Genomic DNA, 17,606 nt, shown 5'->3' on the forward strand with positions numbered 1-17,606 from the left:
ATAAGCAGCCGTTACCGCAGCAACGGATATGTACTCATATCCACCTAAAAACCCCGTCAAAAGCTTAGCCCAACACAAAAAGTTGCGTAGATACCCATGCTGCGATGAGGCCCGCCCAGGCAATAAAGATCAAACAGCCGGAAAGTGAATCTTGAACGCCGCGCCACCCAGTGGCGAATCCCCAAGGGTCAGCCGCGCGCTGTAGCTTTCGATGATGTCCTTGACCACCGCCAAACCAATGCCCTGCCCCGGGTGCTGACGGTCAAGCCGTTCGCCCCTTTGCAGAATCCGTGCACGCTGATCGGGCGGCACGCCAGGGCCATCATCCTCAATGCACAGCTCAGTGCCTTCGAGGTTTTCCGTCAGGCTGATGTGCACTTCGCTCAGGCACAGGCGGTAGGCGTTTTCCAGCAGGTTGCCGAGCATCTCGAGCAAGGCGCCCTTCTCGATCGGCAAATCACACTCTGGCGGCAAATCGAAGGTCACCGTCACGCGCTTGTCGCGGTAGACCTTGTCCAACGTGTCGCACAGGCTTTGCAGCACCGGCTCCAGGCGCACCTGGTGGCGCACCAAGCCACTTTTGCGCAGGCTGGCGCGCTGCAATTGATAGCCGATCTGCTGGCTCATGCGCTCGATCTGCGATTGCAACACCCAGGCCTGGCCGCGCTCTTCGGGGCGCTGGGCCATGTCTTCGCTCACGCCCTGCAACACCGCCAGCGGGGTTTTCAGGCTGTGGGCCAAGTCGTCGAGGGAGTCGCGGTAGCGCGCCCGCTGCTCACGCTCGCTGTGCAGCAAACGGTTCAGAGAACCGGTGAGGCGCAGCAGTTCGCGCGGGTGCTCTTCGGTCAGGCTTTCGCGGGTGCCGCCTTCAATCTGGTCAAGTTCCTGGCTCAGGCGCCGCAGGGCCTGCAGGCCCCAGGTCAGGCCCAGCCACAGCAGCGTCAGCAACACTAGCAAGGCGGCGCCGAAACCCAGATAGAGGTTTTCTTGCAGGCCTTCAAGGGTCAGCTGGTATTCGCGTACCGGTTGCAGGGCGACGATACTGAACGCCGCGCTCTTGCCGCCCAGCAGCCTGACCTCGACGTCATACACGAAAAACTCCTGGCCATTGGCCTCGCGGATCCGCGCAAACTCATTCCCGCGCCCGTCATAGCGCGGCTTGTAGTTGATGTTTTCTTCCTGGGTCGCCCGCGAACGCCAGACCAGATGGCCTTCACGGTCGTAGATATAGCCGAGCAGGCGACTGTCGGTGAGGTTGAAGCGTTCATCCGGCAACTGCGCCGGCATCAGCAGGCGGTTGTTGTCGACCCGCGCGGCGGAAATCAGCGTGGTAACGTCCGAGGCCAAGCGCTGCTCGATGGAATCCTGCAGCGCCAGGCTGAACGCACCTTGCATCGCGGGCAATAAGCCCAGCATAAACAGCACGGCCAGGGTGGTGGCCGCCAGCATCAAGCGCACACGTAACGAGCGTATCAACGGCAGCGCTCATTAAACAGGTAACCCAGGCCGCGCACGGTGTCGATCGGCTTGAACCCGGCCGGGCCTTCCAGCTTGCGGCGCAGGCGCCCGACCAGCACTTCGATCACATTCGGATCACGCTCGTCGTCATCGGGGTAGAGCTGTTCCATCAAGCGGTCCTTGGCGACAACTTGCTGATGGTGACGCATCAGGTATTCGAGAATCCGATACTCATAGGCGGTCAGCGCCAAAGGCTGCTCATCCAGGGACGCCTGCTTACGATTGAGGTCCAGCAGCAAGGGCCCGGCGACGATGGTCGACTGGGTGAACCCGCTGGAGCGGCGCAGCAAAGCGTTCATGCGCGCTTCCAGCTCTTCGAACTGGAACGGCTTGACCACGTAGTCATCGGCGCCGGCCGCCAAGCCTTCGACCTTGTCCTGCCAGTTGCCGCGCGCGGTGAGGATCAGGATCGGAAAGGTCTTGGCCTGGCTGCGCAGTTGGCGGATCAGGTCCAGGCCGCCCATGCCGGGCAGGCCCAGGTCGATGATGGCCAAGTCATGGTTGAACTGCCCGGTCTGGTACAGGGCTTCCTCGGCATTGGCCACGGCCTCGACCACGTGCCCGCTGTCGGTCAGGCGGGTGAACAGGTGATGACGCAACAGCGCCTCATCTTCCACGACCAGCAATTTCATAAGGCTCTCCAAGGCAATTCAACTGTCCGACAGGGGGATATCATAGCGGCCCTGCAAGTCTTGCGGGCGCAGTTTAATGCCATTGTATTGGCTCGTCAGGTGTTCGTAGCCGGTGCGGTAGCCTGGCTGGGGGCTGGTCAGCCCCAGGGACTGGCCCCACGGTGCGGCCTGGCTGCCCGCGTCTTCGAAGCTGACACGCTGGATCAGGTTGCTGGACTTCTTGGTTTTCTCGCCACCAAAGCCTGCAAAAGCGCTGTCCGAAGCCTGGACCCCGGCAGTGGCACTGAGCATGGTTAACGCCAACATCAGCTGTTTGATCGCAGTCATGGTGCTTACCTCTACGCGTTTTGGCTGTTGAAGCCAGACTACGCAAGCGCCCCTGAACTCCCCCTGAACAGGCTCTGAACCTGGCCTGAACCGTTACGGGCTATCCACTGGCGCGCCAACTGACGCAAAATACCGCGCATGACGCCCCTACCTGCTTGCTGCACCCCACTCGATGCCCATTGGCCGCTGCCCGTCCCGTTACCGGGCACGGTGTTTCTGAGCACCCGATTCGATCCAGCTTTATTAGAGGCCGGTGATTTCCAGCGCTGCGCGGTGCCGCCGCCGGCCAGCATCCAGCGCTCGGTGGCCAAGCGCCAGGCCGAGTTCCTCGCTGGCCGCCTATGCGCCCGTGCGGCATTGCAACAACTCGACCACTTGGACTGCGTGCCGGCCATCGGCGAAGACCGTGCGCCGTTATGGCCTGGGCACATCAGCGGCTCCATCACCCATAGCACCGGGCATGCGGCGGCGATTGTCGGGCACAAGACGCAATGGCGTGGGCTGGGAATAGACTTGGAGAATGTGCTGACACTGGAGCGGGCGGAACGCCTGGCCGGGGAAATTCTTACGGCTGAGGAAATGCAGCGCATGACAAGCGTGCCGCGCGAGCAGCTCGCCTTGTTGGTGACGCTGACGTTTTCGGTCAAGGAAAGCCTGTTCAAGGCGCTCTACCCGATTGTGCAGAAGCGTTTTTACTTTGAGCATGCCGAGGTGTTGGAGTGGTCGGTGGCTGGGCATGTGCGGTTGCGGTTGCTGACCGACCTGTCGGCGCAGTGGTGCCATGGCACCGAATTAGAGGGGCAGTTTGTGGTGGATGGGGAGCAGTTGTTGAGCCTAGTGGCTATCGGCGCCTGATTTACCGCCATCGCGGGCAAGCCCGGCTGCCGCATTTGATTGGGTTCACACTTTCAAACTGTGGGAGCTGGCTTGCCTGCGATAGCGGTGTCAGGGTTTCTCCTGATCCCTGGGCCAACTCAGGCTAAAGCACGCCCCACCCAGGTTGTTGCTCTTGCTGATCAACGCCCGCCCGCCGTGCCAATAGATAATCCGCCGCACAATCGACAAGCCCAGGCCATGCCCGCCCGAGGCGCGGGTGCGGCTGTCGTCCAGGCGCAGGAACGGCGTGAAGATCCGCTCCCAGGCGCTTTCCGGCACGCCGGGGCCGTCGTCTTCCACGTCGATGCGGCAACGCACCTGGCCCACCTGATAACTGATCAACACGTGGCCCTGAGCATGGCGCATCGCATTGCTCACCAGGTTTTGCAGGGCGCGATGCAGGTAGCGCGGCTCGGCGTCGACCCAGGCGTCATCCCAATGCGCGGAAGACAAACAAACGCCGCGAGTCACCGTGACCTGCGGGCGCAGTGGTGACAATTCGCCGATCACCTGATCGAGCAGCGCGTTGAGGTCGACCCGTTGGAAACTCAGCTCCGGCGCGCCTTGCTCCAGGCGTGCGTAAGTGAGCATTTCGTCAACCAGGCCATCCAGGTCTTGAATGTCGCTGTCCATGCCGTCCATGTATTTGCGCCGCGCCTCGGGGGTGGCGGCGTCGCCGATCATCTCCAGGCCAAAGCGCAGGCGCGCCACTGGGGTGCGCAGTTCGTGGGACACCGCGCGCACCAGTTCACGCTGGATCGCCAGCAATTGCTGCAGGTGCTCGGCCATGCCATTAAAAGCAGCGGCCAGGCGCCCCACCGAGTCGGCGCCGCGCGCCGGTACGCGCACCTCCAGGTTGCCTTTGGCAATGCGCGTGGCCGCCGCTTCCAGGCCCTTGAGGCGCCGCTCGAGCTGGCGCACCAATAAATACACGATCAAGCCGATCAGGGTCAGGCTGATCAAGGCAATCAGGATCAACCACTGCGGCGGGTAAGGGTTCATTTGGTAAAGCGGGCCGATTTCCAGCACCCACGGCGTGCCGACCATGCCGGCAAACACGCGGATCGAATCGCCGCCCTTGCCCAAGGCCATCACCGTGTCGCCTTCCGCAACCCGGCGGCGCTGGTCATCGTCCATGTCGGCCTGATCCAGGGTGATCAGGTGCATGTCAAAACCAAAGCCCTTGGCCTGCTTAATGTCGGCCAGCGTTTGCGGCTGCTCGGCGACCGGGAAGCGCACCAGTTCGTCAGCCAGCAGGTAAATCGTCGCGCGGGCCAGCTGTTCGCTGATCTGCTGCACTTCGCCCGTGAGTACCAACTGCTCCGGTTCGCTGACCAGGCGCAACACGCGCGCCGCATGCGGCCCGGTCTGCTCCACCAGCACCTGGCCGCGTTGCAGGCGGTTGCGTTGGCTCAGGTCCAACTTGGCATCAGCCAGTGTGCGCAACTCCAGCGGGATACCCAGTAAGCGCTCCCACACTGCCAGCGCGCGCTGGCGTTCGATGGGGCTCATGGGTTGCAGGTTGTCGCCCATCAGCGCAAAGGTGCCGTGGGCCAAGCGCTCACGGTACTGGCCACTGCGCACCTCATTGAGCAGGTGCAAGGCCAGCACGCCGAGCAGCGCGACCAGGATCAGCGCCGCGCACATGCCGCCGTAGATGCGCAGGAAGATCGAGTTCACAGCGGCATGTCGGCGGCGGCTTCGGGGACGAACAAGTAGCCTTTGCTGCGAATGGTCTTGATCAGGCGCGGGTGGATCGGGTCGTCGCCAATTTTTGGGCGAATGCGTGAGATGCGCACATCAATGGAGCGGTCCTGGCCGTCGTAGCCGATGCCACGCAGCGCAATGAAGATTTCCTCGCGGGACAGGATGCGCCCGGCGTTCGCCACCAGCAGCCACAACAGGTCGAACTCGGCACTGGTCAGCTCGATGCCACCCTCGTGCAGCCAGGCTTCGCGCAGGGCGTTGTCCACCACCAGCGGGCCGAATTGCAGGCGGCGCTGGTTTTCCACGGCGACGGGCAACGCCGGCTCGCTGCGCCGCAGCAGGGCCTGGATACGCGCCAGCAACAAGCGCGGGCGCACGGGTTTGCACACGTAGTCGTCGGCGCCCATGTCCAGGCCCAGCACCTGGTCCATGTCGTCGGTGCGCGCGGTCAGCATCAGAATCACGCCGTCATAGCGTTCGCGTACTGAGCGGCAAATGCTCAGGCCGTCTTCGCCGGGCAGCATCAGGTCGAGGATCACCAGATCAGGCTGCTCCGCAATGATGCGCGCCGCCGCCAGGGAGCCGTCGCCCTCCACCGACACCCGCAGGCCGTTGCTCTCCAGATAATCACGGGTCAACTCGGCCAATCGCTCGTCGTCCTCGACAATCAATATTTGCCAGGCTTCTTGCTCCACGGGTGATCCTCATTGTTATAAAGGGATTGGTTGGCCAGCTCGCTCACCCGCCGCACCTTATTTGTAATGTTTTGAGGGCATAACAACGCCTGTCAGTAGTCCGATTGTAGCCATGGGCCAACCCTCCAGCACAAGCCGGGAAATCCATTCGGTGATCAGGTTTTTTTGTGGTAGGGTTCGCGCCCTCAAAATTCCAATCAGCTGTTTTTACCTTGGAATATTCGGTGACAAACGGCGCAATCCAGCAGTACTGCGGCCTACACGGGCGTTCCACGTTTCATACACATTTTACCCACAGCGTTATCCACAGGTAGTGCGTTGCTAAGCCCCTGAAAACGCATTATCTTGTAGCTCGGCGCTAAAAAAACCCTACATGTAGGGTTTTAAGCGAAAAACCAAACACAGATCAGACAAGAAACTCAAGTGCTTTCTTGCTCCCGTTTGGTTGAACCAAAACATTTTTTCAAAGCCCAAACCGCGCACGCGGATGGCAGCCGTTTTCCAGCCTCAACGGCAGAAAGCGGTACGGGTGTTGCAGTGTTCGAAGCGAGCAACTGTCACCCACCAGGAATACGGCGAAGGGTGCTTCAAGGCCCGAACCGAAGACTTCGGCATGGAAGCGGCGCGATGAGCTCCCTTCCTCCTGTCCCGAAGTTGTTATGCCAGGCCCAGGCCTGCTGTAAGTGCTTCAGGACGGAACGGTGGGCACCGTGATGGTGCCCAAATAAATATAGAATGTGGAGACAACCCCCCATGCAAACCGACACAACTCGCGAGAACCCGCAAGGCTCCGTGCCGCAGGCCGCTGATTCGAACCTGGATCTGTCCGCCACCGCACCGGGCCAACTGCGCGTGATCAAGCGTAACGGCACTGTCGTTCCTTACACCGATGACAAAATCACCGTCGCCATCACCAAAGCGTTTCTTGCAGTTGAAGGCGGCACCGCTGCTGCCTCGTCGCGCATCCACGACACCGTTGCCCGCCTGACTGAACAAGTCAGCGCAACCTTCAAGCGTCGCATGCCATCGGGCGGCACCATCCACATCGAAGAAATCCAGGACCAGGTTGAACTGGCCCTGATGCGTGCCGGCGAGCAGAAAGTAGCCCGCGACTACGTGATCTACCGTGACGCCCGTTCCAAAGAACGCGCCGTGCGCTCCCCGGCCGAAGAAGCTGCCGTACAAGCTCACCCGTCGATCCGCATCACCCTGGCTGACGGTACATTTGCACCGCTGGACCTGGGCCGCCTGAACACCATCATCACCGAGGCCTGCGAAGGCCTGGAAGAAGTTGACGGTGACCTGATTCAGCGCGAAACCCTGAAGAACCTGTACGACGGCGTGGCCCTGACCGACGTCAACACCGCCCTGGTGATGACCGCACGTACCCTGGTTGAACGTGAGCCGAACTACTCGTTCGTGACCGCGCGCCTGCTGATGGACACCCTGCGTGCCGAAGGCCTGGGCTTCCTGGGCGTGGCCGACAGCGCCACTCACCACGAAATGGCCGACCTGTACGCCAAGGCCCTGCCTGCCTACATCGCCAAGGGTATCGAATTCGAATTGCTGAACCCGATCCTGGCCACTTTCGACCTGGAAAAACTCGGTAAAGCGATCAACCACGAGCGCGACCAGCAGTTCACCTACCTGGGCCTGCAAACCCTGTACGACCGTTACTTCATCCACAAGGACGGTATCCGCTTCGAACTGCCGCAAGTGTTCTTCATGCGTGTGGCCATGGGCCTGGCGATCGAAGAGAAGAACAAAGAAGACCGCGCCATCGAGTTCTACAACCTGTTGTCGTCCTTCGACTACATGTCGTCGACCCCGACCCTGTTCAACGCCGGCACCCTGCGTCCACAGCTGTCGAGCTGCTACCTGACCACCGTGCCGGATGACCTGTCGGGCATCTACCACGCGATCCACGACAACGCCATGTTGTCCAAATTCGCCGGCGGCCTGGGTAACGACTGGACCCCGGTGCGTGCACTGGGTTCGTACATCAAGGGCACCAACGGCAAGTCCCAGGGCGTTGTACCGTTCCTGAAAGTTGTCAACGACACCGCCGTTGCGGTTAACCAGGGTGGCAAGCGTAAAGGCGCTGTGTGTGCCTACCTGGAAACCTGGCACATGGACATTGAAGAGTTCATCGAGCTGCGCAAGAACACCGGTGATGATCGTCGTCGTACCCACGACATGAACACCGCCAACTGGATCCCTGACCTGTTCATGAAGCGCGTCTTCGATGACGGCCCGTGGACCCTGTTCTCGCCATCCGAAGTGCCAGACCTGCACGACCTGACCGGCAAGGCCTTCGAAGAGCGTTACGAGTACTACGAAGCGCTGTCCCAGTACCCGGGCAAGATCAAGCTGTTCAAGACCATCCAGGCCAAAGACCTGTGGCGCAAAATGCTGTCCATGCTGTTCGAAACCGGCCACCCATGGTTGACCTTCAAAGACCCGTGCAACCTGCGTAGCCCGCAGCAGCACGTCGGCGTGGTCCACAGCTCGAACCTGTGCACCGAGATCACCTTGAACACCAACAAGGACGAGATCGCCGTTTGCAACCTGGGCTCGATCAACCTGCCGAACCACATCGTCAACGGCAAGTTGGACACCGTGAAGCTTGCACGCACCGTGAACACCGCCGTTCGCATGCTCGATAACGTTATCGACATCAACTACTACTCGGTACCACAGGCGCAGAACTCCAACTTCAAGCACCGTCCGGTTGGCTTGGGCATCATGGGCTTCCAGGACGCTTTGTACCTGCAGCACATTCCTTACGGTTCGGATGCTGCGGTCGAGTTCGCCGACAAGTCCATGGAAGCGGTCAGCTACTACGCGATCCAGGCTTCCTGCGACCTGGCCGACGAGCGCGGTGCCTACGAGACGTTCCAGGGTTCGCTGTGGTCCAAAGGCATCCTGCCGCTGGATTCGCAACAGATCCTGATCGAGCAACGTGGCCAGAAGTACATCGACGTTGACCTGAACGAATCCCTGGACTGGGCGCCGGTACGTGCCCGTGTGCAGAAAGGCATTCGTAACTCCAACATCATGGCCATCGCACCGACCGCGACCATCGCCAACATTACCGGCGTATCGCAGTCGATCGAACCGACCTACCAGAACCTGTATGTGAAATCGAACCTGTCGGGCGAATTCACCGTGATCAACCCGTACCTGGTTCGCGACCTGAAAGCCCGCGGCCTGTGGGACTCGGTCATGATCAACGACCTGAAGTACTACGACGGTTCGGTGCAACAGATCGAGCGCATCCCGCAAGAACTCAAAGAGCTCTACGCGACCGCCTTCGAAGTCGACACCAAGTGGATCGTTGACGCCGCCAGCCGTCGTCAGAAGTGGATCGACCAGGCTCAGTCGCTGAACCTGTACATCGCCGGCGCTTCGGGCAAGAAGCTCGACGTGACCTACCGCATGGCGTGGTACCGTGGCCTGAAAACCACTTACTACCTCCGTGCCCTGGCCGCGACCAGCACCGAGAAGTCGACCATCAACACCGGTAAGCTGAACGCTGTTTCCAGCGGCAACCACGGTGATGATTCGGTACTCGCAGCGCCAGCCGGCCCGGCACCTGTGCCAAAGGCCTGCGCGATTGATGAGCCGGATTGCGAAGCTTGCCAATAAGCTGAGCCAATCCAGGGCTTGAACGCCCTGGATTGAAAAAGCCCGATAGACCCTGATTGCATGGGGTTTATCGGGCTTTTTCGTTTCTCGCCCCTAGAGGAACGCGTACGCAATACCCTGCTTCGGCGCGCCACCTCGTCTTCCCCACAACTCCACTCGCCCATCGATGACCGCCATCGAGTGGCGATCATAGGCCACGACACCGAGCTTACCGCTCGCCAGCTCACTGCTCGAAGACTGCCGGTAAAGCCCTTTCAACCCCAGGCGATCCAACGCTTCGTGGGGCATTTCGCCGTTATTCAGGCTTTGCATCGCATGGGCAAAGCTCTTTTTCGATTCATTCGGGTTGTCGTCCAGGCCATTGCCTTCCATCTGCGCGCGCTTGGCACTCGCCGCAAACATGAAGTTGGCATCAGTCAACATCTGCGGATTATCGCCCTTGAACTGCGCATACCTGGCCGCTTGCTTCAATTCGTCCTTGGATAAATTGAGTTCGAAGCCGTCACGCATTTTCACCTGATAACCATTGGCCGTCTCTTTCACCTCCTTGAAAACGTCAGTGGGCTTCTGACCAAACTTCATCATTGCGCCCTTTATCGCTGAAACGGTGACGCAGTTACCGTCCGGCCCCTGGCTGAACCCACTCCAGATATTGTCTGGTTTTTTCCCTGGATTACTTTGATCAGGCTTGTAGTTGAAGTGCTTGGAGCCTTCGGTAACCGGCAGGTTACTCATGGGCTGGCTGGGACCAAAATTGTTTGGACTGGCCCTGCCACCGCCGCCGCCTCCGCCACCTCCGCCAGGCGATGGCGCGGGGGAAGGCGGTGATGGTGTTGGAGATGCATCATCCATTTCTGGAAACCACAACTTCATCAGGCGGCGCATATACTCCAACCAAGAGACGTCAGCCTTTTCCATCAGCTCTTTCATGATCTCTTTGAATTTTTCGTCACCCAGCTCTTCGCGCTTATCATTCAACTTGTTGCGAAGGTCTTGAGCCGTCTGGCTCTTGGATGTTTTTTCGGCATCCATCAATTCACTGAGCAGTTGCCTGACCGACTCCGTGTTGGCAGCCTTGTCATCGTTGGCCCCATACGCCGGACTTTGCCGCCCATACGTGCCGCCATAGACAGTCGCGTCGAAACCACGCGCTCCACGCGCGCTTCCCTCCCACAGTGCATAGCCCGCCATTTACTTACCCCTATAGTCGCTGGACGACGTTCGTCCGTTGGCTCATACGTGGCGAAATTGGCGTTACGCGTTCCCGCATCGGGGTAAGATGAAACAAGCAGTAAATGACTAAGTAGCGCACACAAAAAAGGCCCCTCGATCGAGGGGCCTTTTTTGTGTGCGTTGGTACTTGAGCGACGATATCAGGTCATCTGAATGATGGTCTGCATGATGGTGCTCTGGGTGGAGATGGTCTTGGCGTTCGCCTGGTAGTTGCTCTGGGCCTTGATCAGGTCCACCAGCTCGCTGGTCAGGTTGACGTTGGAGTTCTCCAGGGAGTTGGCCACGATCGAACCCAGGGTACCGGATTGCGGGGAATCGTAACCCGGCTGGCCCGACGCGAAAGTCTCTCTCCAGGTAGTGCCGCCGGCTGGCTGCAAGCCCTGCTCGTTGTTAAAGCTGGCCAGGGAGATCTGGCCGATAGCCTTGCTCTGCTGGTTACTGAAGGTGGCGAACAGCACACCGCTGCCGTCGATCTTCAGGCCGGTGATCTGGCCGGTGGCGTAGCCATCGGTAACCGGTGGGTTACGGTAGCTGGCCGAGTTGTACTGGGTGACGGTGCCCATGTTAATGGCGATGCCGTCTTTGTTCGCCGTCGCATCGTTAGCCTTCCATACGCCATCGGTCACCGTGCCAGGTACCCAATCCTTGATGGTCAAGGTGTTACCGGCAACCCCCCCGGTCACGATGCTCTTGAGATTACCGGCACCATCGAAGCTCAAGGTCGACGGCACAGGCGCCGTCACGCCAGCACCAGTACCGGTAGGGGCCGAACCATCAGGATTGCGACCATCGATCAAGGTGTAGGCCTGCCACTGGTTGGCATCGGTTTTCACCAGGTACTGCACCATCGGGTGTGCGTTGCCCTGGGAATCGTACAATGTGGTGCTGTATTGCGTGGTGAAGGTCTCGGACTTGGTTGGATCAAACGGGTTCTTGGTCTGATCGATCACCGGCGACGAGGAGTTCAGGTTACTGCTGGAGTCCACCTTGGTGGAGGCCTTCGGTGGCAGGTTCGACAGGTTCAGTTGCAGGTCGACCAGGCCGCCCTTAGTGATCTTGCCATTCTCATCCGCGGCATAACCCTGCAGACGCGAGGTGCCGGTGTTGTTGGTGATATAGCCGTCTTTGTCAGCACGGAAAGCACCACTGCGGGTGTATTCCAGCGAACCGTCGCTGCCCTTCTGTACGAAGAAGCCGCCACCCTGGATCGCCATGTCCAGAATACCGCCACTGCCGTTAACGTCGCCCTGGGTGAACTGCTGAGACACCGCCGCCAGGTTCACACCATTGCCGATGCTGTTCTGGCCGGTGCCCAGCTTGGAGGCCGCGTAGATGTCCGCGAATTCCGCACGGGACGACTTGAAGCCAGTGGTCGCAACGTTGGCGATGTTGTTGCCGGTCACGTCCAGTTGTTTGTTGGCCGCATAGAGGCCGCTAAGGCCGATATTAAAAGACATGTTTCTCTCCCTCTGCCGTATTTAGCCGGCTCTATGTACCGATAGTCTGAATTTGCGACAGCTTGACGCTGCCCATGCCGCCAGCAAGGTTGAGCAGCATTTCGCCGCCGGTCTTGCTCAAAGTCACGCTGGTTACCGTGGCTGGCAGCGAAGTAGCGAGGGCAACCGAGTCGCCCTTGTCGCTCTTGGTGGTGGCATTGAAGGTGTAAGTGCCAGCAGGCGCGACCTCACCTTTGTCGTTCTTGCCATCCCAGATAAAGCTGGCATCGCCGGCACTCTGCGCCCCCATGTCGAGGGTGCGTACCACGTTGCCGTCCTTGTCGGTGATCTTCACGGAGACGTTGCCCGTCGCCGCCGTCACCGCCACTGAGCCGGTCATGCTCTTGCTGGTATCAACCATGGCCTTGTCGGTCTGGGTGATGATCGAACGCCCCACCAGCGACGACGCTTGCAGCGCTTGCGACGAACTGAAGTTGCTGGAGATCGCATTCACCGAGTCGTTCAGGGTGTTGATGCCTTCCAGGCTGCTGAACTGTGCCAGTTGAGCCACGAACGCACCGTTGTCCTGAGGAGACAGCGGGTTCTGGTTTTTGAGCTGGGTCACCAGCAGTTGCAGGAATGCGTCCTTGCCGAGCGACTGGTTACCCGTCGCGGCCTTGGAAGCAGCACCGACACCGCTGTTGTCCGTCGCAGTCTTGACCTTGGCGTTAAAAAGGTTCTGGACTGCCGTGTTGTTAGTGGTATCAACGATGGCCATTATTTGGCGCCCCTTATCACTGACCCAGGGTCAGGACCTTCTGCATCATGGTTTTGGCGGTGTTCATCATTTCCGCGTTGGTCTGGAACGAGCGGCTGGCGGAAATCATGTCGGCCATTTCCTCGACCACGTTGACGTTGGGGTAGTAGACATAACCCTTTTCGTTCGCGGCGGGATGGTTAGGCTCATAACGGGCTTCCAGGTTGCTCTGGTCTTCGACCACACCAAGCACCTGCACGCCTTGGCCCGCCGCATCCTGGTTCTGGAACAGTGAATCGCTACCGCCGCTCTGGCCACCCTGGAACATGGTGGCAAACACCGGGTGACGGGCGCGGTAGGTCTGGTCAATGCTCGAAGACACGGTCTCGGCGTTGGCGATGTTACTGGCGACGGTGTTCAGGCGCGTGGTCTGCGCGCTCATGCCACTGCCGGCAATATTGAAAACACTGGCTAAAGACATGGCTTACTCTCCACGCAGGGCTGACATCAGCCCTTTGAATTTACTGTTGAGCAGGGTGAAGCTGGCCTGGAAGTTCACCGAGTTCTCGGCGTAGGCCGATTGCTCCAGCTGGGCGTCGACGGTGTTCTGGTCGATCGATGGCTGCATCGGCGTGCGATACAGCAGCGACTCGTCGCCACTGCTCAGGCCTTGCGCTTCGATATGACGGCTATTGGTCATATTCAAGGCGAAGGTGCCGTTCTTGTTCTTGTCCTGCTGTGCGGCGAGCACGGCGGAGAAGTCCAAGTCCCGAGCTTTGTAGTTCGGGGTATCGGCGTTGGCAATGTTGTTGGCCAGGACTTCAGCACGCTGGGCGCGGAAGCCCAGGGCTTGTTCGTGGATACCGAGCGCTTTATCGAAGCTGATGCTCATGGCGGAAACCTTTAGGCTGACCTGCTTTTCGTATCTGGGTTATAGCAAGGCGCATGCCAATTCCCTTAAGGCCCGTAATTAAAGGGGTTGCGGGATGTTTGCCAGCGGCAATGCCAGAAAAGCGGCAACGGTCTTCCGCGTGGCGCCAGTAAAGCGGCAATGGCGGTTGCCGCTTTACTGGCGGCGGCAACGGTGAGAGGCGAACGTCGAGGTTGTTGAGTGACCACTTGTCTGCACTGTCATTTCTGACAGTTGCGCTGTACGTCGCCTCGAATGCCTTATTAGCAGACGTCCCACCGTGCCTGGCAGAGGTTAAAAATGTTGAACATTCCGCCTCCAAAATTTAACGAACAAGATTCAGTGGTCCCCATCCCGAATCTGAACACCCTGCTTATTCTCGGCGACAGCGCCAAGTTGACGCTCGATTTCCCCGTCCAAGCCGGCGACATGATCTATCTGACATTGAGCAGCAGCGTCCTCGGCGGCGAGTACAACCAAAGCTTTGCAGTTGCCCAAAACGCCCCCCGGCGCGAGATTCTGATACCTAAAACCTTTGTTGAAGCCAGCACGGGCACTGTTGTAAGTTTGCTGCTGCAGATAAGACGCGGACAGCTAATTACCCCCGCGCCGACCGCCAGAGTGCGTATCAACTCACTCCCCATCATCGTGCCAACTCCAACCACAATATGGGATTTCAGCAATGGCACTTTCCAGGGCTGGGTACCCCAGGGGCCTTACGCCGGCGGGTTGCTGCACGTTCTCAATTCAAGCGTGGTCGTTGACGTGCCCAACAGCCAGGCAACCCGTTCCCATATCATTACCCGTCCCGTGCAGGTGACTGCAGGGCGCACGTATGATTTCAGCTTTGATGTGATTGGAGGCGGCCCAACCTCCGATGGTTCGAGCCTATATATGACGATGAACGGTCTGCGGATAAGCACCGTCAATGTCCAGAACATTACCCAAGCCTCGCCGCAAACCGGGCGAGCAACCTTCACCGCCTCCGCCTCCGACACAGCCGGGCGGCTAGGTATTTTCAATGAGGCGGTTCCCAGCGGTGTTCATCGTCTTTCCCTGGGAAATATCCGAATGACGCTCAGGCCCTGAGTGACGACGACCAGGTGTCGTCAACACTTTGAGCGCATAAAAAACGGGAGGCCTTTGCGGGCCTCCCGTTTTTTATGCTCCAGCGCCGATCACTTGGCTTGGTAAATGATACCGGGACTGCACTGCACCATTTGGTAATGATCCGGCAGACCATTCAGTGCTTCGGATGCACCGAGGAACAGGTAACCACCGCGCTTGAGCGTACCGTGGATACGCAACAGAATGTCTTTCTTCACTTCAGCCGAGAAGTAAATCAGCACGTTGCGGCAAAACACCATGTCGAACTTGCCCAGACTGGCATAGCTATCGAGCAGGTTGAACGAGCGAAACTCCACTCGGCTCTTGATCGGCGCCTTGACCGCCCAACGCCCGGCCCCTTTCGGGTCGAAGAAACGTTGCAGGCGTTCCGGTGACAAACCACGGCCCAGGGCCAGGCTGTCGTACTCGCCGGTCTTGCAGTTGGTGAGCATAGAGCCTGACAAGTCAGTGGCGACAATTTGCGCCCCAGCCTTCAGTTGGCCCATGTTGGTGCGCTCGAACTCGTCGATGGACATCGAGATCGAGTACGGTTCCTGCCCTGAGGAACAGGCGGCCGACCAAATGCGCAGGCGCTGGCCCGGGCTGGCCTTGATGGCTTCCGGCAGCACTTTGTTCTTGAGCACTTCGAAGGGGTAGGTGTCGCGAAACCACAGGGTTTCGTTGGTGGTCATGGCATCCACCACCATTTCCTTTAGCCCGCTGCGCGGCTGGCCCTGGATGCGCTGTACCAACTCACCCAGGGACTTGATGCCCTGCTGCTCCATCAGTTTGTTGAGACGACTGGATACCAGGTACTGCTTGTTTTCACCAAGCAATATGCCACAGGCTTTTTCCAGGAAGACCCGGAACTGTTCGAAATCCAAATTACCCGTAGACACTGATACCGCCTCTAAAATCGTAAGACCGCCAGGGAAAAAGCCCCTTAGCCATGATCTGCTGCCTTGATCCGGTCGACTACCCGGGATGCCAGGTCATCAGGGCGGAATTTGGCCAGAAAGTCATCAGCACCGACCTTCTTGACCATCGCCTGATTGAATACACCCGACAACGAAGTATGCAGGATGATATGCAACTTTTGCATGCGTGGATCGTTGCGAATCTCGGCCGTGAGCGTGTAGCCATCCATTTCCGGCATCTCGATGTCGGAGATCATCATCAAGAATTCTTCTTCCGGCTTCTTGCCTTCATCCACCAGCTTACGCAGGTAATCCAAGGCCTGGCGACCATCGTTGAGGGCCACCACTTCCACACCCACGGTTTGCAGGCAACGGCTCACCTGCTTGCGCGCGACCGAGGAGTCGTCCACGGTCAGCACGCGCAACGAGATCGCCTTGTGCGCCGTCTCAGCGTCGACGACACCCACCGAAATGGATTCCGAGGTCGGCGCCACTTCGGCGAGAATCTTCTCCACGTCGATGATTTCGACCAACTGGTTATCGACCCGCGTCACCGCCGTGAGGTAGTGATCGCGGCCGGTGCCCTTGGGCGGCGGATGGATCTCCTCCCAGTTCATGTTGACGATGCGTTCCACCGAGCGCACCAGGAAACCCTGGGTCTTGGTGTTGTATTCGGTAATGATCACGAACGGGCTCTGGCGGTCCTGCAAACCTGCAGAACCGGTGGCCAAGGCCAGATCAAGAATGGGGATGGTCGCACCACGGATGTTGGCCACGCCACATACCACCGGACTGGACTTGGGCATGATCGTCAGTTTGGGGCACTGCAGCACCTCCCGCACTTTAAACACATTAATGCCATACAGCTGCTTGCCATCGAGGCGGAACAGCAACAACTCCAGGCGATTCTGCCCTACCAGCTGTGTGCGCTGGTTTACTGAATCCATTACTCCTGCCATGCCCAGACTCCTACGCTAAAACCTAGAGGTACGAAGCGTACCCAACACAAAACGGCACGAGCTTTGCTATTTATTGATTTATGAACTTTAAAACGACAGTTTCCCGACGCCTGCCACGGTACCGCAGATTGCTCTGCGTCACGATGGCGTTGCTCGCCTTGAGCTCGGGCACGGCGGCCCGTGCAGATAATGTCACCTTGCCTGATCTCCTTATCGGCGTCACTCAAGGCTTTCTTGAGTTCACTGTAGAAGATTATTTGGCGACCACTCAGACGCCTGGCCGTTATGAAATCCAGGTCAGCCAATTGGACCCGCGCCTACGCATGCCAATGTGCGACAAGGAATTGACAGCCACCCTGGAAAGCCCCGCCCAGCCCATCGGCCGCGTGACGGTAAAAGTGCGTTGCGACGGCGCTTCGCCCTGGACCGTATTCGTACCGGCCCAGGTCAAGCTGTTCCGCGATGTAGTGGTCGTCACACGCCCGCTCAAACGCACCGGTATCATCGGTTTTGAAGACGTTGCGCTGCGCGAACGGGACATAAGCCTGATCAGCCAGGGCTACCTCACCTCTGTGGACCAAGCCGTCGGGCAAAAACTTACCCGACCAATGGTCACCGACCAGGTGATAACGCTCGTCCACCTGGAACAGGCTGAAGTGATTCGCAAGGGTGACCAAGTGGTGATTTCGGCCAGCAGTGGCGGGCTGATGGTAAAGATGCCGGGCGAAGCGCTGTCCAACGGAGGGATGAGCGAACAGATACGAGTCAAGAACCTCAACTCCAACCGCGTGATCAAGGCTCAAGTTACCGCGCCGGGCCAAGTCGAGGTAGCTTTATAGATCACTGGTATCAAGCGTCAGGTTTTCCTACACTGTGCGCTGGAT

16 protein-coding genes are annotated in these 17,606 nt (G+C 59.1%); 4 read left to right on the forward strand and 12 right to left on the reverse strand.

Going from position 1 to position 17,606, the window contains the following annotated elements:
* Positions 1-129 precede the first annotated feature (129 nt).
* From ACI77I_RS22170 to ACI77I_RS22180, 3 genes are read right to left on the reverse strand one after another with little or no spacing between them, the layout of a single operon-like run.
* Positions 130-1,476: an ATP-binding protein gene (locus ACI77I_RS22170; RefSeq protein WP_094950529.1), complete on the reverse strand. Its 1,347-nt coding sequence runs from the start codon at positions 1,474-1,476 to the stop codon at positions 130-132.
* Positions 1,473-2,150 carry a response regulator gene (locus tag ACI77I_RS22175; protein ID WP_017138377.1) on the reverse strand — a complete coding sequence of 226 codons (678 nt, stop codon included), beginning with the start codon at positions 2,148-2,150 and terminating at the stop codon, positions 1,473-1,475. The genes ACI77I_RS22170 and ACI77I_RS22175 overlap by 4 nt, the downstream gene beginning before the upstream one ends.
* 18 nt (positions 2,151-2,168) lie before the next feature.
* Positions 2,169-2,477 (reverse strand): hypothetical protein, encoded by a 309-nt coding sequence (locus tag ACI77I_RS22180; RefSeq protein WP_094950528.1) that lies wholly within the window; start codon positions 2,475-2,477, stop codon positions 2,169-2,171.
* Between the two features lie 138 nt (positions 2,478-2,615).
* Here ACI77I_RS22180 and ACI77I_RS22185 point away from each other — a divergent pair, with 138 nt between their 5' ends.
* The gene (locus tag ACI77I_RS22185; protein WP_406998439.1) at positions 2,616-3,332 is read left to right on the forward strand and encodes a 4'-phosphopantetheinyl transferase; all 717 of its coding nucleotides are present in this window, start codon (positions 2,616-2,618) and stop codon (positions 3,330-3,332) included.
* Positions 3,333-3,422: 90 nt separating this feature from the next.
* Here ACI77I_RS22185 and ACI77I_RS22190 read toward each other — a convergent pair whose 3' ends face one another.
* Both ACI77I_RS22190 and ACI77I_RS22195 read right to left on the reverse strand, forming a co-directional pair.
* The gene (locus ACI77I_RS22190) at positions 3,423-5,033 is read right to left on the reverse strand and encodes an ATP-binding protein (protein WP_242152091.1); all 1,611 of its coding nucleotides are present in this window, start codon (positions 5,031-5,033) and stop codon (positions 3,423-3,425) included.
* Positions 5,030-5,755 carry a response regulator gene (locus ACI77I_RS22195; RefSeq protein ID WP_406998440.1) on the reverse strand — a complete coding sequence of 242 codons (726 nt, stop codon included), beginning with the start codon at positions 5,753-5,755 and terminating at the stop codon, positions 5,030-5,032. The genes ACI77I_RS22190 and ACI77I_RS22195 overlap by 4 nt, the downstream gene beginning before the upstream one ends.
* Positions 5,756-6,508: 753 nt before the next feature.
* Here ACI77I_RS22195 and ACI77I_RS22200 point away from each other — a divergent pair.
* Complete coding sequence (locus ACI77I_RS22200) at positions 6,509-9,403, forward strand: ribonucleoside-diphosphate reductase subunit alpha (RefSeq protein WP_094950524.1); 2,895 nt, start codon at positions 6,509-6,511, stop codon at positions 9,401-9,403.
* Between the two features lie 93 nt (positions 9,404-9,496).
* Here ACI77I_RS22200 and ACI77I_RS22205 read toward each other — a convergent pair whose 3' ends face one another.
* The 5 genes from ACI77I_RS22205 to flgB form a co-directional block, all read right to left on the reverse strand.
* Positions 9,497-10,594 (reverse strand): hypothetical protein, encoded by a 1,098-nt coding sequence (locus ACI77I_RS22205; protein WP_406998442.1) that lies wholly within the window; start codon positions 10,592-10,594, stop codon positions 9,497-9,499.
* Positions 10,595-10,776: 182 nt separating this feature from the next.
* Positions 10,777-12,093, reverse strand: coding sequence for a flagellar hook protein FlgE (flgE, locus tag ACI77I_RS22210; protein WP_094950522.1), 1,317 nt, complete (start codon positions 12,091-12,093; stop codon positions 10,777-10,779).
* Between the two features lie 31 nt (positions 12,094-12,124).
* On the reverse strand, positions 12,125-12,850 hold the full coding sequence (flgD, locus tag ACI77I_RS22215; RefSeq protein ID WP_094950521.1) for a flagellar hook assembly protein FlgD: 726 nt from the start codon (positions 12,848-12,850) through the stop codon (positions 12,125-12,127).
* A gap of 16 nt (positions 12,851-12,866) precedes the next feature.
* On the reverse strand, positions 12,867-13,310 hold the full coding sequence (gene flgC, locus ACI77I_RS22220) for a flagellar basal body rod protein FlgC (protein WP_016973698.1): 444 nt from the start codon (positions 13,308-13,310) through the stop codon (positions 12,867-12,869).
* Positions 13,311-13,313: 3 nt separating this feature from the next.
* Positions 13,314-13,721: a flagellar basal body rod protein FlgB gene (gene flgB / locus ACI77I_RS22225; protein ID WP_016973699.1), complete on the reverse strand. Its 408-nt coding sequence runs from the start codon at positions 13,719-13,721 to the stop codon at positions 13,314-13,316.
* A 318-nt stretch (positions 13,722-14,039) separates the two neighbouring features.
* Between flgB and ACI77I_RS22230 the strand changes: the two genes are divergently transcribed.
* Entirely contained in the window at positions 14,040-14,828 is a 789-nt protein-coding gene (locus tag ACI77I_RS22230) for a hypothetical protein (protein ID WP_094950520.1), read from the forward strand.
* An 89-nt stretch (positions 14,829-14,917) separates the two neighbouring features.
* Here the strand turns inward: ACI77I_RS22230 and cheR are convergent, their stop codons facing one another.
* The gene (gene cheR / locus ACI77I_RS22235; RefSeq protein WP_094950519.1) at positions 14,918-15,745 is read right to left on the reverse strand and encodes a protein-glutamate O-methyltransferase CheR; all 828 of its coding nucleotides are present in this window, start codon (positions 15,743-15,745) and stop codon (positions 14,918-14,920) included.
* Positions 15,746-15,789: 44 nt separating this feature from the next.
* Positions 15,790-16,722: a chemotaxis protein CheV gene (locus ACI77I_RS22240; RefSeq protein ID WP_094950518.1), complete on the reverse strand. Its 933-nt coding sequence runs from the start codon at positions 16,720-16,722 to the stop codon at positions 15,790-15,792.
* A gap of 80 nt (positions 16,723-16,802) precedes the next feature.
* On the opposite strand from ACI77I_RS22240, the gene flgA reads away from it, so the two are divergent.
* Positions 16,803-17,561 (forward strand): flagellar basal body P-ring formation chaperone FlgA, encoded by a 759-nt coding sequence (flgA, locus tag ACI77I_RS22245; RefSeq protein ID WP_094950517.1) that lies wholly within the window; start codon positions 16,803-16,805, stop codon positions 17,559-17,561.
* Positions 17,562-17,606: the final 45 nt, after the last annotated feature.

Origin of the sequence: Pseudomonas sp. D47 (assembly GCF_045447305.1) — a bacterium.
GTDB lineage: Bacteria > Pseudomonadota > Gammaproteobacteria > Pseudomonadales > Pseudomonadaceae > Aquipseudomonas.

Coding starts and splice junctions, on each gene's coding strand:
- ACI77I_RS22175 (WP_017138377.1), bottom strand. CDS start 2,150: ATGAAATTGCTGGTCGTGGAAGATGAGGCGCTGTTGCGTCATCACCTG.
- ACI77I_RS22180 (WP_094950528.1), bottom strand. CDS start 2,477: ATGACTGCGATCAAACAGCTGATGTTGGCGTTAACCATGCTCAGTGCC.
- ACI77I_RS22185 (WP_406998439.1), top strand. CDS start 2,616: ATGACGCCCCTACCTGCTTGCTGCACCCCACTCGATGCCCATTGGCCG.
- ACI77I_RS22200 (WP_094950524.1), top strand. CDS start 6,509: ATGCAAACCGACACAACTCGCGAGAACCCGCAAGGCTCCGTGCCGCAG.
- ACI77I_RS22205 (WP_406998442.1), bottom strand. CDS start 10,594: ATGGCGGGCTATGCACTGTGGGAGGGAAGCGCGCGTGGAGCGCGTGGT.
- flgE (WP_094950522.1), bottom strand. CDS start 12,093: ATGTCTTTTAATATCGGCCTTAGCGGCCTCTATGCGGCCAACAAACAA.
- flgD (WP_094950521.1), bottom strand. CDS start 12,850: ATGGCCATCGTTGATACCACTAACAACACGGCAGTCCAGAACCTTTTT.
- flgC (WP_016973698.1), bottom strand. CDS start 13,310: ATGTCTTTAGCCAGTGTTTTCAATATTGCCGGCAGTGGCATGAGCGCG.
- flgB (WP_016973699.1), bottom strand. CDS start 13,721: ATGAGCATCAGCTTCGATAAAGCGCTCGGTATCCACGAACAAGCCCTG.
- ACI77I_RS22230 (WP_094950520.1), top strand. CDS start 14,040: ATGTTGAACATTCCGCCTCCAAAATTTAACGAACAAGATTCAGTGGTC.
- ACI77I_RS22240 (WP_094950518.1), bottom strand. CDS start 16,722: ATGGCAGGAGTAATGGATTCAGTAAACCAGCGCACACAGCTGGTAGGG.
- flgA (WP_094950517.1), top strand. CDS start 16,803: ATGAACTTTAAAACGACAGTTTCCCGACGCCTGCCACGGTACCGCAGA.